The 13,973-nt window shown below is 62.9% G+C and carries 13 protein-coding genes; 11 read left to right on the forward strand and 2 right to left on the reverse strand.

Annotated features, from left to right (window positions below):
* From FJ949_RS20340 to FJ949_RS20365, 6 genes are all read left to right on the forward strand, one after another.
* Positions 1–220: 2-oxo acid dehydrogenase subunit E2 (locus tag FJ949_RS20340; RefSeq protein WP_181172128.1), on the forward strand; the 220-nt coding region annotated here is incomplete at its 5' end.
* Positions 221–343: 123 nt separating this feature from the next.
* Positions 344–979 carry an SGNH/GDSL hydrolase family protein gene (locus FJ949_RS20345; RefSeq protein ID WP_140498559.1) on the forward strand — a complete coding sequence of 212 codons (636 nt, stop codon included), beginning with the start codon at positions 344–346 and terminating at the stop codon, positions 977–979.
* A 15-nt stretch (positions 980–994) separates the two neighbouring features.
* The gene (gene lpdA / locus FJ949_RS20350; protein WP_140498560.1) at positions 995–2,440 is read left to right on the forward strand and encodes a dihydrolipoyl dehydrogenase; all 1,446 of its coding nucleotides are present in this window, start codon (positions 995–997) and stop codon (positions 2,438–2,440) included.
* Positions 2,441–2,539: 99 nt separating this feature from the next.
* Positions 2,540–2,797, forward strand: coding sequence for a GlsB/YeaQ/YmgE family stress response membrane protein (locus FJ949_RS20355; RefSeq protein WP_140498561.1), 258 nt, complete (start codon positions 2,540–2,542; stop codon positions 2,795–2,797).
* A 135-nt stretch (positions 2,798–2,932) separates the two neighbouring features.
* Positions 2,933–3,898, forward strand: a complete 966-nt coding sequence (gene lipA, locus FJ949_RS20360) for a lipoyl synthase (protein WP_140498562.1) — start codon at positions 2,933–2,935, stop codon at positions 3,896–3,898.
* A gap of 114 nt (positions 3,899–4,012) precedes the next feature.
* Positions 4,013–4,468: a type II toxin-antitoxin system RatA family toxin gene (locus tag FJ949_RS20365; RefSeq protein ID WP_140498563.1), complete on the forward strand. Its 456-nt coding sequence runs from the start codon at positions 4,013–4,015 to the stop codon at positions 4,466–4,468.
* On the opposite strand, the gene FJ949_RS20370 is transcribed toward FJ949_RS20365, so the two are convergent.
* Both FJ949_RS20370 and FJ949_RS20375 read right to left on the reverse strand, forming a co-directional pair.
* Positions 4,447–4,953 (reverse strand): CinA family protein, encoded by a 507-nt coding sequence (locus FJ949_RS20370; RefSeq protein ID WP_140498564.1) that lies wholly within the window; start codon positions 4,951–4,953, stop codon positions 4,447–4,449. The two genes, FJ949_RS20365 and FJ949_RS20370, sit on opposite strands and share 22 nt — an antisense overlap.
* The gene (locus FJ949_RS20375; protein ID WP_140498565.1) at positions 4,950–6,179 is read right to left on the reverse strand and encodes a bifunctional 2-C-methyl-D-erythritol 4-phosphate cytidylyltransferase/2-C-methyl-D-erythritol 2,4-cyclodiphosphate synthase; all 1,230 of its coding nucleotides are present in this window, start codon (positions 6,177–6,179) and stop codon (positions 4,950–4,952) included. Before FJ949_RS20375 ends, FJ949_RS20370 begins: the two co-directional genes overlap by 4 nt.
* A 237-nt stretch (positions 6,180–6,416) precedes the next feature.
* Between FJ949_RS20375 and dusB the strand changes: the two genes are divergently transcribed.
* From dusB to FJ949_RS20400, 5 genes are all read left to right on the forward strand, one after another.
* Complete coding sequence (gene dusB / locus FJ949_RS20380; RefSeq protein WP_140498566.1) at positions 6,417–7,439, forward strand: tRNA dihydrouridine synthase DusB; 1,023 nt, start codon at positions 6,417–6,419, stop codon at positions 7,437–7,439.
* Positions 7,436–8,578 (forward strand): nitrogen regulation protein NR(II), encoded by a 1,143-nt coding sequence (locus tag FJ949_RS20385; RefSeq protein ID WP_140498567.1) that lies wholly within the window; start codon positions 7,436–7,438, stop codon positions 8,576–8,578. Before dusB ends, FJ949_RS20385 begins: the two co-directional genes overlap by 4 nt.
* Positions 8,575–10,035 carry a nitrogen regulation protein NR(I) gene (gene ntrC, locus FJ949_RS20390; RefSeq protein ID WP_140498568.1) on the forward strand — a complete coding sequence of 487 codons (1,461 nt, stop codon included), beginning with the start codon at positions 8,575–8,577 and terminating at the stop codon, positions 10,033–10,035. Before FJ949_RS20385 ends, ntrC begins: the two co-directional genes overlap by 4 nt.
* A gap of 130 nt (positions 10,036–10,165) precedes the next feature.
* A complete protein-coding gene (locus FJ949_RS20395; protein ID WP_181169983.1) occupies positions 10,166–12,451 on the forward strand; it encodes a PAS domain-containing sensor histidine kinase in 2,286 nt (761 codons plus the stop codon).
* On the forward strand, positions 12,441–13,802 hold the full coding sequence (locus FJ949_RS20400) for a sigma-54 dependent transcriptional regulator (RefSeq protein ID WP_140498569.1): 1,362 nt from the start codon (positions 12,441–12,443) through the stop codon (positions 13,800–13,802). Before FJ949_RS20395 ends, FJ949_RS20400 begins: the two co-directional genes overlap by 11 nt.
* Positions 13,803–13,973 lie beyond the last annotated feature (171 nt).

The following is a 13,973-nucleotide window of genomic DNA, read 5'->3' on the forward strand; positions in this document are numbered from 1 at the left end:
CAAGGATTTCGCCGCCGTCATCAACCCGCCGCATGCGACGATCCTGGCGGTGGGCGCCGGCGAGGAGCGGGCGGTGGCCAAGAACGGCGAGATCAGAATCGCCACCGTGATGTCGGTGACGCTGTCGACCGACCATCGCGCCGTGGACGGAGCACTCGGTGCCGAACTGCTGGTCGCCTTCAAGAAGCTGATCGAGAACCCGATGGGCATGCTGGTGTAGGAAGAACAAGGCGGTGCGGAAATTCTTCACCGGCCTCTTCGCCGGCGGCTTGGAGGCGCAGGAATTCGCCGTCGTCACCAACGCCGAGGAAGAATACTCCCTCGCAAGGGCGGGTTGAGCAAGATGAAGACGGTTCTTTGCTACGGCGACTCACTGACCTGGGGCTACAATGCCGAGGGTGGCCGTCATGCGCTCGAGGATCGCTGGCCAAGCGTGCTGCAGACCGGACTAGGTGACGGCGTGCATGTCATTGCCGAGGGGCTGAATGGCCGCACAACGGCGTTCGACGATCACCTGGCAGGCGCCGACCGCAATGGCGCAAGAACGCTGCCGACGGTGCTGACCACGCATGCGCCGATCGACGTCATCGTCATCATGCTCGGCGCCAACGACATGAAGCCCTGGATCCACGGCAATCCCGTTGCGGCCAAACAAGGCATCCAGCGCCTGATCGACATCGTGCGCGGCCACGACTATCCGTTCGACTGGCCGCCGCCGCAGATCCTCATCGTCTCGCCGCCTCTCGTCAGTCGCACCGAAGATGCCGAGTTCAAGGCGATGTTTGCCGGCGGCGACGATGCCTCCAAAGAGCTTGCGCCGCAATATTCCACGCTTGCCGATGAGGCTGGCTGCGGCTTCTTCGATGCCGGCACGGTGGCCAAGACCACGCCGCTCGACGGCGTCCATCTCGATGCCGAAAATACGCGAAACATCGGCGAGGCGTTGACGCCGCTCATGCGCGTCATGCTGGAATTGTGATTGAAGGAGAAAACCGTGGCTGAGAACTACGACGTCATCATCATCGGCTCCGGTCCCGGCGGCTATGTCACGGCAGTGCGTTCCGCGCAGCTCGGTTTCAAGACGGCGATCGTCGAGCGCGAGCATCTCGGCGGCATTTGCCTGAACTGGGGCTGCATTCCGACCAAGGCGTTGCTGCGTTCGGCCGAGATCATGCATTATTCGGATCATCTGAAGGACTATGGACTGAAGCTCGACGGCAAGGTCAGCGTCGACACGTCGGCCGTCGTCGACCGCTCGCGCAAGGTTTCGCTGCGGCTCAATGGCGGCGTCGCCTTCCTGATGAAGAAGAACAAGGTCGACGTCATCTGGGGCGAGGCCAAGCTGACAAAACCGGGCGAGATCGTCGTCTCCAAGACGGCCAAGAAGCCGATGGAGCCGCAGCCGCCTGTGCCGAAAGGCGTCAAGGGCGAGGGCACCTACACCGCCAAGCACATCATACTGGCGACCGGCGCCCGGCCGCGGGCGCTGCCGGGCATCGAGCCGGACGGCAAGCTGATCTGGACCTATTTCGAGGCCATGGTGCCCAAGGAAATGCCGAAGTCGCTGCTGGTGATGGGTTCGGGCGCCATCGGCATCGAATTCGCCTCGTTCTACCGCACCATGGGCGCCGACGTGACCGTCGTCGAACTGCTGCCGGCCGTGATGCCGGTCGAGGACGCCGAGGTGTCGAAATTCGCCCAGAAGCAGTTCGAGAAGCAGGGCATGAAAATCATTCTCGAAGCCAAGGTAACCAAGGTCGAGAAAGGCGCCAATTCGATGACCGCGCATGTCGAGATGAAGGACGGCAAGGTGGAGAAGATCACGGCCGATCGCATGATCTCGGCCGTCGGCGTGCAAGGCAATATCGAGGGCCTCGGCCTGGAGACGCTTGGCGTGAAGACGGAGCGCGGCTGCGTCGTCGTTGACGACTACGGTAAGACCAATGTGTCCGGCATCTACGCCATCGGCGATGTCGCCGGCCCGCCGATGCTCGCCCACAAGGCCGAGCATGAAGGCGTCGTCTGCGTCGAGAAGATCGCCAATTTCCCCGGCGTGCACGCCACCGACAAGCTGAAGATCCCTGGCTGCACCTATTGCAATCCGCAGGTCGCTTCGGTCGGCCTGACAGAAGCGAAAGCCAAGGCCGAGGGCAAGGATGTCAGGGTCGGCCGCTTCCAGTTCGCCGCCAATGGCAAGGCCATCGCGCTCGGCGAGGACCAGGGCTTCATCAAGACCATCTTCGACAAGAACACCGGCCAACTGCTTGGCGCCCACATGGTGGGCGCCGAAGTGACCGAACTGATCCAGGGTTTTGTCGTTGCGATGAACCTCGAGACGACCGAGGAAGAACTGATGCACACGATCTTCCCGCACCCGACGCTGTCGGAGATGATGAAGGAAAGCGTACTCGACGCCTATGGCCGTGCGTTGAACGCATGATAGATTGGCCGCACGAGACTCAGATGCGAAAGCCGCAGGAGCTCGACGGCAAGTTAGTTCGGTTCCGGATGCGTTTTTTCTCAAGCAAGGAGAAGGCATATGGACGTGAATGGCGTGGGCTGGATCGCAGCCATCATCATCGGCGGCCTGGCGGGCTGGTTTGCCGAAATGGTCATGAAGAGCAACACCGGCGTCTTGATGAACATCATCTTGGGCATTGCCGGCGCAGTGGTGCTGAACGCGATCTTGCGTGCCTTGAACATCGGCGTGTTTGGCGTCGGCTGGACCGCCTACCTGATCACCGGTTTCATCGGCGCCTGCCTGCTGATCTGGGCCGGGCGTCTGGTGCGCCGTTAGTCGGTATCGTTTCCGCCATGCGAAAACGGTTGTGGCGGCATGTACCGCCGCAGCCTTTTTCTTTGTGCTGAAAAGTCCTAGATGACGTGTAAGTGACGATCGCCGGCGGCGATCGCAAAGAAAACCAGGGTTCCGATGGTCACCGTCCTCGACACGATCGCCAATGCGCCGCGGCTGCGGCATCCGGAGAAGGCGCACAAGCCCGACCAGGACGTGCTGCGCAAGCCTGACTGGATCCGCGTCAAGGCGCCTGTGTCGAAAGGCTATGCCGAAACCCGCGAGATCGTGAAATCGCACAAGCTGGTGACGGTCTGCGAGGAGGCCGGCTGCCCGAACATCGGCGAGTGCTGGGACAAGAAGCACGCCACCTTCATGATCATGGGCGAGATCTGCACACGTGCCTGCGCCTTCTGCAACGTCGCCACCGGCATCCCGACCGCGCTCGACCCGGAGGAGCCGGCACGGGTCGCCCACGCGGTCAAGCAGATGGGCCTCAGCCACGTCGTCATCACCTCTGTCGATCGCGACGATCTCGCCGATGGCGGCGCGCAGCATTTCGCCGAGGTCATCCGTGCGATCCGGTCGGCGACGCCTTCAACCACGATCGAGATCCTGACGCCCGACTTCCTGCGCAAGGACGGCGCACTGGAGGTCGTGGTTGCGGCAAAGCCCGATGTCTTCAACCACAATCTCGAAACGGTGCCGTCGAACTACCTGACGGTCCGGCCAGGCGCCCGCTATTTCCATTCGATCAGGCTTTTGCAGCGGGTCAAGGAGCTCGACCCTTCGATCTTTACCAAGTCCGGCATCATGGTTGGACTGGGCGAGGAGCGGAACGAAATCCTGCAGCTTATGGACGATCTGCGTTCGGCCAATGTCGACTTCATGACCATAGGCCAGTATCTGCAGCCATCGAAAAAGCACCACCCGGTGATCCGCTTCGTCACCCCGGAGGAGTTCAAGTCCTTCGAGACGATCGGCCGGACCAAGGGCTTCCTGCTGGTGGCGTCGAGCCCGCTGACCCGCTCCTCGCACCACGCCGGCGACGATTTCGCCAAGCTGCGCGCCGCGCGCCAAGCGCAGCTCGAGAAATCGCTCTGATGCATGTCGCCCAAAGTGACTTCGGGTTTTGGGAGAACGGCATGCACGAAAACAAAGACTCTAAGGTGCGTCGCATGAGTCTGTGTCGACGCGACGCGCTTTAGAGCCGGGTTCATGCCGAAATTCGAAGCCACCCGCCGCGTTTCCCACACGCCGGAACAGATGTTCGCCCTGGTCGCCGACATCGAAGCTTATCCGCAATTCCTGCCGCTTTGCGAGGCACTGACGGTGCGCTCGCGCAAGGAGCGTGACGGGCGCACTATCCTCGTCGCCGATATGAGCATCGGCTACAAGGCGATCCGCGAGACCTTCACGACGCAGGTGCTGCTGAAGCCCGACGAGCGTGCGATCGACGTCAAATACATCGACGGTCCGTTCAAATATCTGACCAATGTCTGGCGATTCGACCCTGCCGACGGCGGCTGTGCCGTCTGCTTCTTCATCGACTACGAGTTCAAAAGCCGCATCCTCGGCGCCCTGATGGGCACGATGTTCGACCGTGCCTTCCGCATGTTCTCCGAAGCCTTCGAAAAGCGTGCTGATGTCATCTACGGTGCAAAACCGGCGTGAGCATGCCCAAGCGCCTGCAATCCCAGCTTGAGTGCATGGCTGGCGGTCTCCTGGCGAATGAAAGCACGGCCTTCATCGGCGAACAGCACGCGATCGGCCGTAACCGGCTGGCCGCTTAGGCCAATCCCGAACCAGACCAGGCCGACCGGTTTTTCCGGCGAGCCACCGCCCGGTCCGGCAATGCCGGTAACGGCGAGGCTGAGCCCGGCGCGGGAGCGCGCCAGCGCGCCGGTTGCCATTTCGATCGCTGTCTCGCGTGAAACCGCGCCATGAGCCTCCAGCGTGGCGGCGGAAACCCCGAGCATGTCCATCTTGGCTTCATTGGAATAGGTGATGAAGCCGCGATCGACCACGGCGGAAGAGCCGGCGATGTCGGTCAGCGCGGCGATGATCATGCCGCCGGTGCAGCTTTCCGCCGTCGCAAGCATAATGCCGCGCTTCTGGCAGGCTTGCAGCAATGCATCTGCCAGTTCGCTGTTGCTCATTCCGGCACCTCGCCGGGAAACACCACGCTCGCCGTGGCGATCGCCGCAATGCCTTCCTCGCGGCCGACGAAACCGAGCTTCTCGTTGGTTGTCGCCTTGATGGAGATGCGGTCCGCAGAGATGGCTAGCATCTGCGACAGGGCAGCCGTCATCGCCTCGCGATGTGGGCCGACGCGTGGCGCCTCGCAGATCAGCGTGATGTCGGCATTGGCGATGCGGCCGCCGCGCGCGCGCACCAGCTTTGCCGCATGTTCTACGAATATCCGGGAGGCAGTACCCTTCCACTGCGGGTCGGAGGGTGGGAAATGCGTGCCGATATCGCCGGCGCCGCAGGTCGCCAGCAGCGCATCGGTAAGGGCATGAAGCCCGACATCGGCATCGGAATGGCCGGACAGTTTCTTGTCATGCGGGATGGCGATGCCGCACAGCGTGACGTGGTCGCCAGGCTCGAACGCGTGGACGTCGTAGCCATTGCCGGTTCTGATATCGGGAAAGCGCATGCGCTCGCTGGAAAGTCGTTGGTCCGCCATGGCGATGTCCCGTGCCCAGGTGAGTTTGACGTTGTCCGGCGAGCCGGGAACGAGTTTGACCGGCATCTGCATCCACTCGGCGATCGCGGCGTCGTCGGTAAAGTCGGTTTTGCCGCTGTTATAGGCTTCCTCATGCATGGCCATAATCGCCAGGAATGGGAAACCCTGCGGCGTTTGCGCTGCGTGAAGCCCGCTCCGGGAAACCGTTTCGGCGACCATCCCGGCGGTGGATTCGCGTTTCAGCGTGTCGGCGACGGGCAACGCCGGGAGCGCGCCCTCGCGCTCGCCGATGGCTGCGATCGTACGGTCGATCAGATCCGCGTCGACGAAGGGGCGCGCCGCGTCGTGGATGAGAACCTTGTCCGGTGCGTAGCTTCTCAACGCCTGCAGTCCGAGGCGAACCGAGTCTTGCCTGGTGGGGCCACCCGCAATTGCCGTGACGCGATTGGAGTGTGGACCCACGGCATGTCGAAAAAGTTCGTGATCCTCGGCGTGTATGGCCACGACGAGCGGGCCGATACGCGGATGCGCCAGGAAAATATCGATGACGTGGGCGATGACGGCGCGACCGCCGATCTGCTGATATTGCTTCGGGCCATCGGCCTGTCCGGCACGCGCGCCACGGCCGGCCGCAACAATAACCACCGCGACCTTGCCGTTCGCCTCCAAAGCCTGATTTTCGTTTCCGTCAGTCATGCCGATTGGCTTAGCGCACGATCCCCAAAAGTGTAATCGGTTTTCGGAGAGATCGTAGGCCACATGAAGCCCCAAAACGTCCATTGCGTGTCCGTGCAGGGCGCGGCGCTTTGCTCGGGACTGCAGCCGAGCTCGGCATTTCCCAATTGCGCCGTAATGTGGCGTCATTCCGCGTTGCACATTGCGGCCGATATGGCTAGAGAATGTGCAGCAAATGAACATGCTTGGTTTTTGTGCATGCCTGACCTGACCAAATTGGCCGCACCTCTCGACGTCGGCGGCGTGAGTATCCGCAATCGCGTGTTCCTCGCGCCGATGTCGGGAATTACCGACGAGCCGTTCCGCCAACGCGCCCATGCGCATGGCGCCGGCCTGGTCGTGTCCGAAATGGTGGCAAGCGGCGAGCTCGCCAGAGGCAGGGCCGGCTGCGACCTGCGCATACGTCATTCGGGCCTGCCCGTCCATATGGTGCAGCTTGCCGGCCGCGAGGCGGCACACATGGCCGAAGGCGCGCGCATCGCCGCCGGCGAGGGCGCCGACGTCATCGACATCAATATGGGTTGCCCCGCCAAGAAGGTGACCGGTGGCTATGCCGGCTCGGCACTGATGCAGGACCTCGATCATGCACTGTCGCTGGTCGACGCCGTGGTGGGAGCGGTCGGCGTGCCGGTGACGCTGAAGATGCGGCTCGGCTGGGACGAGAATGCGCTCAACGCGCCCGACCTGGCGCGCCGTGCCGAGCAGGCGGGCGTCAAGATGGTGACGGTGCACGGCCGTACGCGCTGCCAGTTCTATCAGGGCAATGCTGATTGGCGTGCCATAGCCCGCGTCAAGGCTGCCGTGTCGATCCCGGTCGTCGCCAATGGCGATGTGTCTTCGCCTGCGCAAGCAGCCGCTGTTCTGGAGCAATCCGGCGCCGATGCGGTGATGGTGGGCCGCGCCCACTACGGCGCGCCCTGGGTCGCCGGAACCATCGCGGCCGCGGCGGCAGGCGAGCTTGCCCGGCTACCGGAAAGCGCTGCGGAACTGACCGACTACATCATTGCCCACTACGAGGACATGCTGGCGCTCTACGGCGTCGAAAGCGGCCTGCGCCAGGCGCGCAAGCACCTCGGCTGGTATCTGGACCGCCATGCCGGCGCCCTTGCCGGCGAAAGGCGCAAGGCCATTCTCACGTCTTTCGACCCCGCGCGGACGATTATCTTGCTTCGCGACGTGTTTTCGGCCGCCGAGCAAGCACCCATGCGGAGCGCCGCATGAACGCCTCCGTCGGCCAGGGCCCGGAAATGGCGGATGCCGCCCAGATCGTGCTCAACACCATCCGCCGTCCGGTCATCATGATCAGCCCGGAGGGGTTCATCACCTTCGCCAATGCCGATGCGGAGGACTTCTTCCGCTCGAGCGCGACGATGCTCGCCCGCAACACGCTGTCAAAGCTCATTCCCTTCGGCAGCCCGTTGCTGACGCTGGTCGACCAGGTGCGCGAGCGCCGGGCCCCCGTCAACGAGTACCGGGTCGACGTGTCGTCTCCGCGTCTCGGCATCGAGAAGGTGGTCGATCTCTATGTCGCCCCGGTGCCGGAGTTTCCAGGCTCCGTCGTGGTGATGTTCCAGGAACGGTCGATGGCCGACAAGATCGACCGGCAGATGACGCACCGCGGCGCGGCGCGCTCGGTGACCGGTCTGGCGGCGATGCTGGCTCACGAGATCAAGAACCCGCTCTCCGGCATCAGGGGCGCTGCCCAGCTGCTTGAACTGTCCGCTTCCGACGAGGATCGCGCGCTGACGCGGCTGATAACCGACGAGACCGATCGCATCGTGTCGCTGGTCGATCGCATGGAGGTGTTTTCCGACGAGCGGCCGATTGACCGCTACCCCGTTAACATCCATGTCGTACTCGACCATGTGAAGGCGATCGCGAAGAACGGTTTTGCTAGGAAAATCAAGATATTGGAGGATTATGATCCTTCATTGCCTCCGGTTTTCGCCAACCGCGACCAGCTCATCCAGGTGTTCCTCAACCTGGTCAAGAACGCCGCCGAGGCGATCGGCGGCGATCCCCAAGGTGAAATCGTCCTGTCGACGGCCTTCCGGCCGGGCATTCGCGTTTCGGTTCCAGGCACTCAGGATCGCGTGTCGCTGCCGCTCGAGTTCTGCGTGCGCGACAACGGTTCCGGCGTCTCGGAGGATATCCTGCCGATCCTGTTCGATCCCTTCATCACCACCAAGCCGAACGGCTCGGGACTGGGCCTCGCGCTGGTGGCCAAGATCGTCGGTGAGCATGGCGGCATCATCGAATGCGAATCGACGCCGCGCGCGACAATGTTCCGCATCCTGATGCCGGCCTGGAAGGAAACGGCGCTCGGTGCCGATGAAGACGCTGAAGGAGACCGCAAATGACCGTTCGCGGCAATATTCTCGTCGCCGACGACGATGCGGCGATCCGTACGGTCCTCAACCAGGCCCTTTCGCGTGTTGGCCATGAGGTGCGCGTGACCTCCAATGCCTCGACGCTGTGGCGCTGGGTGGCGGCGGGCGAGGGAGATCTCGTCATCACCGACGTGGTGATGCCGGACGAGAACGCATTCGACATGCTGCCGCGCATCAAGAAAGCACGGCCGGAGCTGCCCGTCATCGTCATGAGCGCCCAGAATACGTTCATGACGGCGATCCGTGCCTCCGAGACCGGCGCCTACGAATATCTGCCGAAGCCGTTCGACCTCACCGAGCTCCTCAACATCGTCAACCGGGCGCTGTCGGAGCCTCGGCGCCCCAAGATCGACGCGCGGCCGGAAGAGCAGCCCGAGACCATGCCGCTGGTCGGCCGCTCGGCCGCCATGCAGGACATCTATCGCATGCTGGCGCGCATGATGCAGACCGACCTGACGGTGATGATTTCGGGCGAATCGGGCACCGGCAAGGAGCTGGTGGCGCGTGCGCTGCACGAATATGGACGCCGCCGTGGCGGCCCTTTCGTTGCCATCAACATGGCGGCTATCCCGCGCGACCTGATCGAATCGGAACTGTTCGGCCATGAGAAGGGCGCCTTCACCGGTGCGCAGAACCGCTCAACCGGCCGCTTCGAACAGGCCGAAGGTGGTACGCTGTTCCTTGACGAGATCGGCGACATGCCGATGGAAGCGCAGACGCGCCTGCTGCGCGTCCTCCAGCAAGGCGAATACACGACGGTCGGCGGCCGCACGCCGATCAAGACCGACGTGCGCATCGTCGCCGCCACCAACAAGGATTTGCGCACGCTGATCAACCAGGGGCTCTTCCGCGAGGATCTTTTCTATCGCCTCAATGTCGTGCCCCTCAGGCTGCCGGCACTGCGCGAGCGCTCCGAGGACGTGCCGGACCTCGTCCGGCACTTCTTCAAGCTCGGCGAGATGGAGGGTCTCCAGACCAAGCGTATCTCGTCGGGCGGCATCGAATTGATGAAGCGCTATCCCTGGCCGGGCAATGTGCGCGAACTGGAAAACCTGGTCCGCAGGCTCGCCGCGCTCTATTCACAGGACGAGATTTCCTCCGAGATCATCGAGGCGGAACTCAAGACCGGCGAGCGTCCCGTGGTGCCGGGCGGCGGCAACCTCATTCCCGACGACCTGTCCATCGGCCAGGCGGTCGAGCATTTCCTGCAGCGCTATTTCACCTCGTTTGCCGGCGAATTGCCGCCTGCCGGCCTCTACCAGCGCATTCTCTCGGAGGTCGAATATCCGCTGGTGCTGGCCTCGATGACCGCGACGCGCGGCAACCAGATCAAAGCCGCGGAACTGCTGGGGCTGAACCGCAACACGCTGCGCAAGAAGATTCGCGAACTCGGCGTCAACGTCTACAAATCGTCACGCCAGGCCTGAGCCGGGATAGAGCCGAAGCGCTTTTTCCGGGGGACTGTCCGCGAAAGATTTCCGTCCAGGCCACACTTGTTGCATAATCGCCACAATGCGTTGCATAGATCCGACGCAATCACTGGCTCTAGACGGCGACATGGCTTCGCAGGCTCCGACACCGAACGAACCGCTTTTCAACGACCCCGGCACGCGTGACGGGCGCCGGCTGCTGGCGCTGCCCGGCGTGGTGGCGGTCGTCGGTGCGCTGGTCATGGCGGCCATTTCGTTCGCGATCCTGGTCGGCGCGACGCCGATTGCGCCCGACGCCAGGACAACCTGGGCGTTGATCGCGCTCAACGCCATCTTCGTCCTGTTGCTGATCGCACTGATCGGCCGGGAGGTGCATCGCATCGTCATGGCGCGCCGGCATGGCAAGGCAGCCTCGCGGCTGCATGTGCGCATCGTGGCCATGTTCGCGCTCGTCGCCGCCATCCCCGCCATCATGGTGGCGATCATTGCGTCGATCACGCTCGATATCGGTCTCGACCGCTGGTTCGAGATTCGCACCAAGACGATCGTCAATTCGTCGCTTTCCATCGCCGATGCCTATGTGCAGGAAAACGCGCGCAACCTGCAGGGCACGACGCTGTCGATGGCCTATGACCTCGACGCGTCGCGCACGCTTTACGGCCTCGACCGAACTGGCTTCCTCGATCTGATGAGCAAGGAGGCGGTGGGCCGCTCGCTGGCGCATGCCGCGCTGATCAAGCCCGACGGCTCCTTCGTGATGAGCGCCAAGACCGATGCCGACTTCGCCATGCCGGAACCGCCGGAGGGAGCGGTCGCCAGCGCCACCGACGGCAAGCCGGTTCTGATCGAGCCGCGCACGCGCAACATCATGGGCGCCATCGTCAAGCTGCGTGAGATCGAGGGGCTCTACCTCTACACGATCCGGCTGGTCGATCCCGAGGTGATAAAGGCGCGCCAGATCGTCAGATCGAACACCGACGAATATCGCAATCTCGAAGACAACAGGCGCACTTCGCAGGTGGCTTTCGCGTTGCCTTATCTGTCGTTGACTTTGATTATCATCCTGTCGGCAATCTGGACCGGCATTGCCGTGGCCGACCGGCTGGTGCGGCCGATTCGTCAGCTCATCGGCGCTGCCGACGAGGTCGCGACCGGCAATCTCGACGTCGCCGTGCCGGTGCGCCCGTCCGACGGCGACGTTGCCTCGCTCGGCAATACTTTCAACAAGATGCTGCAGGAATTGAAATCGCAGCGCAACGAGATCCTGTCGGCCAAGGATCTGATCGACGAGCGACGGCGCTTTTCGGAAGCGGTGCTGGCCGGTGTCACCGCCGGCGTCATCGGCGTCGATCCTTATGGCATCGTCACCATCGTGAACCGCTCGGCCGAGTCCATGCTGGCCATTTCGGCCAGTGCGGCGCTCGGGCAGAACCTTTCCGCCATTCTGCCGCATGTCGGCCGCGTCTTCGAGATCGGCCGCCAATCGGGCAAGCCCGTCTATCGCGAGCAGGTGACGTTTTTCCGCGCCGGCACGGAGCGGACTTTCAACGTGCAGATCACCATCGAGGCCGGCGATAACGGCACGGAGGAGAAATCCTACGTCGTGACGGTCGATGACATCACCGATCTGGTCCAGGCGCAGCGCTCCTCTGCCTGGGCCGATGTGGCGCGCCGCATCGCCCATGAGATCAAAAACCCGCTGACGCCGATCCAGCTTTCAGCCGAGCGCATCAAGCGCCGCTACGGCAAGGTCATCACCGAGGACCGCGAGGTGTTCGACCAGTGCACCGACACCATCATCCGGCAGGTCGAGGATATTGGTCGCATGGTCGACGAATTCTCCGCTTTCGCGCGCATGCCGAAGCCCGAGATGAAGTCCATAGACCTGCGTGAATCCCTGCGCGAGGCCTCCTTCCTGGTCGAGGTGAGCCGTTCCGACATCACGTTCGAGCGCATATTCGGCAACGAACCGCTCAAGGGTACTTTCGACAGCCGCTTGTTGGCGCAGGCTTTCGGCAACGTGATCAAGAACGCTGCCGAAGCGATCGACGGGCTGGAACAGAAGGACGGTTCGCACGGCATAATCCGGATTCAAGCCGGACGTCAGAATGGCGCGATTCGCATCGACGTCATCGACAATGGCAAAGGCCTGCCGCGGGAGAATCGTCAGCGGCTGTTGGAGCCCTACATGACCACGCGTGAGAAGGGCACGGGCCTCGGTCTCGCCATCGTCAAGAAGATCGTGGAGGACCATGGCGGCAGGCTGGAGCTCCACGATGCGCCTGCGGATTTCCATGGCGGGCGCGGCGCGATGATCAGCATCATCCTGCCACCTGCGGCCGTGGCGCCAGCGCGCGGCGAAAGCAGGACGGAACACGAAAGAGAAACTGAAAAGGTCGGTAATGGCGTCTGATATTCTGATCGTCGATGACGAGGAAGACATCCGTGAACTCGTCGCAGGCATACTGAGCGACGAAGGTCACGAAACCCGCACGGCATCCGATGCCGACACCGCGCTGGCGGCCATCGCCGACCGAGCGCCGCGGCTGATTTTCCTCGACATCTGGTTGCAGGGTTCGCGCCTGGACGGCCTGGCTTTGCTGGACGAGATCAAGACCATGCACCCCAACCTGCCGGTGGTAATGATTTCGGGCCATGGCAACATCGAGACCGCGGTCTCCGCCATCAGACGCGGCGCCTATGACTTCATCGAGAAGCCCTTCAAGGCGGACAGGCTGATTCTGATTGCCGAGCGTGCGCTGGAAACCTCCAAGCTGAGGCGCGAGGTTTCCGATCTCAAGCTGCGCAGCGGCGAGACCTTCGACCTGATCGGCATGTCGTCGGCGATGAGCCAGTTGCGCCAGACCATCGAGCGCGTCGCGCCGACCAACAGCCGCGTCATGATCATTGGGCCCTCCGGATCTGGCAAGGAGCTGGCCGCGCGCGCCATCCACACGCTGTCGGCACGCAAGAGCGCGCCTTTCGTGACGCTGAGCGCCGCCAACATCACGCCCGAACGCATGGAGATCGAACTGTTCGGCACCGAATCGAACGGTGTCGAGCGCAAGGTCGGCGCCCTGGAGGAAGCCCATCGCGGCATCCTCTACATCGATGAGGTGGCTGACATGCCGCGCGAGACGCAGAACAAGATCCTGCGTGTGCTGGTCGAACAGCAGTTCGAGCGCGTCGGCGGCACCAAACGGGTCAAGGTCGATGTCCGCATCATCTCCTCGACGTCGCAGAACCTGGAGGCGATGATCGCCGATGGCCGTTTCCGCGAGGATCTTTATCATCGCCTTGCGGTGGTACCGGTGACGGTGCCGGGACTTGCCGAGCGGCGCGAGGACATTCCTTATCTCGTTGACAATTTCATGAAGCAGATCGCCCGTCAGGCCGGCATCAAGCCGCGCCGCATCGGCGATGACGCCATGGCGGTGCTGCAGGCGCACAATTGGCCAGGCAATGTTCGCCAATTGCGCAACAATGTCGAACGGCTGATGATCCTGGCGCGCGGCGACAATGTCGATGCGCCGATCACCGCCGACCTGTTGCCGTCCGAAATCGGCGATGTCATGCCTCGCACGCCCAACCAGTCGGACCAGCACATCATGGCGCTGCCGCTGCGCGAGGCGCGCGAACAATTCGAGAAGGACTATCTGATCGCCCAGATCAACCGGTTCGGCGGCAACATCTCGAAAACGGCCGAGTTCATCGGCATGGAGCGTTCCGCGCTGCACCGCAAGCTGAAGTCGCTCGGCGTCTGACTGATATCTTGAGCGGTTCGGCGTTTGATGCATTGCCGGCCCGGTTCGATACCTTGCTCAAGCAGTTCCGGCCGGAAAACCGTTACACGCTTTCTGGAGTTGCTTCAGTGGCCCACGCGATTATCCATCACTGTTGAGGCGGAATCGCTTAAACAAGCCGAAGCAGATCCC

The sequence above is a fragment of the Mesorhizobium sp. B2-4-1 genome, assembly GCF_006442185.1.
GTDB lineage: Bacteria > Pseudomonadota > Alphaproteobacteria > Rhizobiales > Rhizobiaceae > Mesorhizobium.

Excerpts from the sequence above, each read along its gene's own strand:
- FJ949_RS20385 (WP_140498567.1), top strand. The coding sequence starts at position 7,436 with ATGAACGCCTCCGTCGGCCAGGGCCCGGAAATGGCGGATGCCGCCCAG.
- FJ949_RS20400 (WP_140498569.1), top strand. The coding sequence starts at position 12,441 with ATGGCGTCTGATATTCTGATCGTCGATGACGAGGAAGACATCCGTGAA.
- FJ949_RS20345 (WP_140498559.1), top strand. The coding sequence starts at position 344 with ATGAAGACGGTTCTTTGCTACGGCGACTCACTGACCTGGGGCTACAAT.
- FJ949_RS20365 (WP_140498563.1), top strand. The coding sequence starts at position 4,013 with ATGCCGAAATTCGAAGCCACCCGCCGCGTTTCCCACACGCCGGAACAG.
- FJ949_RS20355 (WP_140498561.1), top strand. The coding sequence starts at position 2,540 with ATGGACGTGAATGGCGTGGGCTGGATCGCAGCCATCATCATCGGCGGC.
- dusB (WP_140498566.1), top strand. The coding sequence starts at position 6,417 with ATGCCTGACCTGACCAAATTGGCCGCACCTCTCGACGTCGGCGGCGTG.
- lipA (WP_140498562.1), top strand. The coding sequence starts at position 2,933 with ATGGTCACCGTCCTCGACACGATCGCCAATGCGCCGCGGCTGCGGCAT.
- FJ949_RS20395 (WP_181169983.1), top strand. The coding sequence starts at position 10,166 with ATGGCTTCGCAGGCTCCGACACCGAACGAACCGCTTTTCAACGACCCC.
- FJ949_RS20375 (WP_140498565.1), bottom strand. The coding sequence starts at position 6,179 with ATGACTGACGGAAACGAAAATCAGGCTTTGGAGGCGAACGGCAAGGTC.
- FJ949_RS20370 (WP_140498564.1), bottom strand. The coding sequence starts at position 4,953 with ATGAGCAACAGCGAACTGGCAGATGCATTGCTGCAAGCCTGCCAGAAG.
- ntrC (WP_140498568.1), top strand. The coding sequence starts at position 8,575 with ATGACCGTTCGCGGCAATATTCTCGTCGCCGACGACGATGCGGCGATC.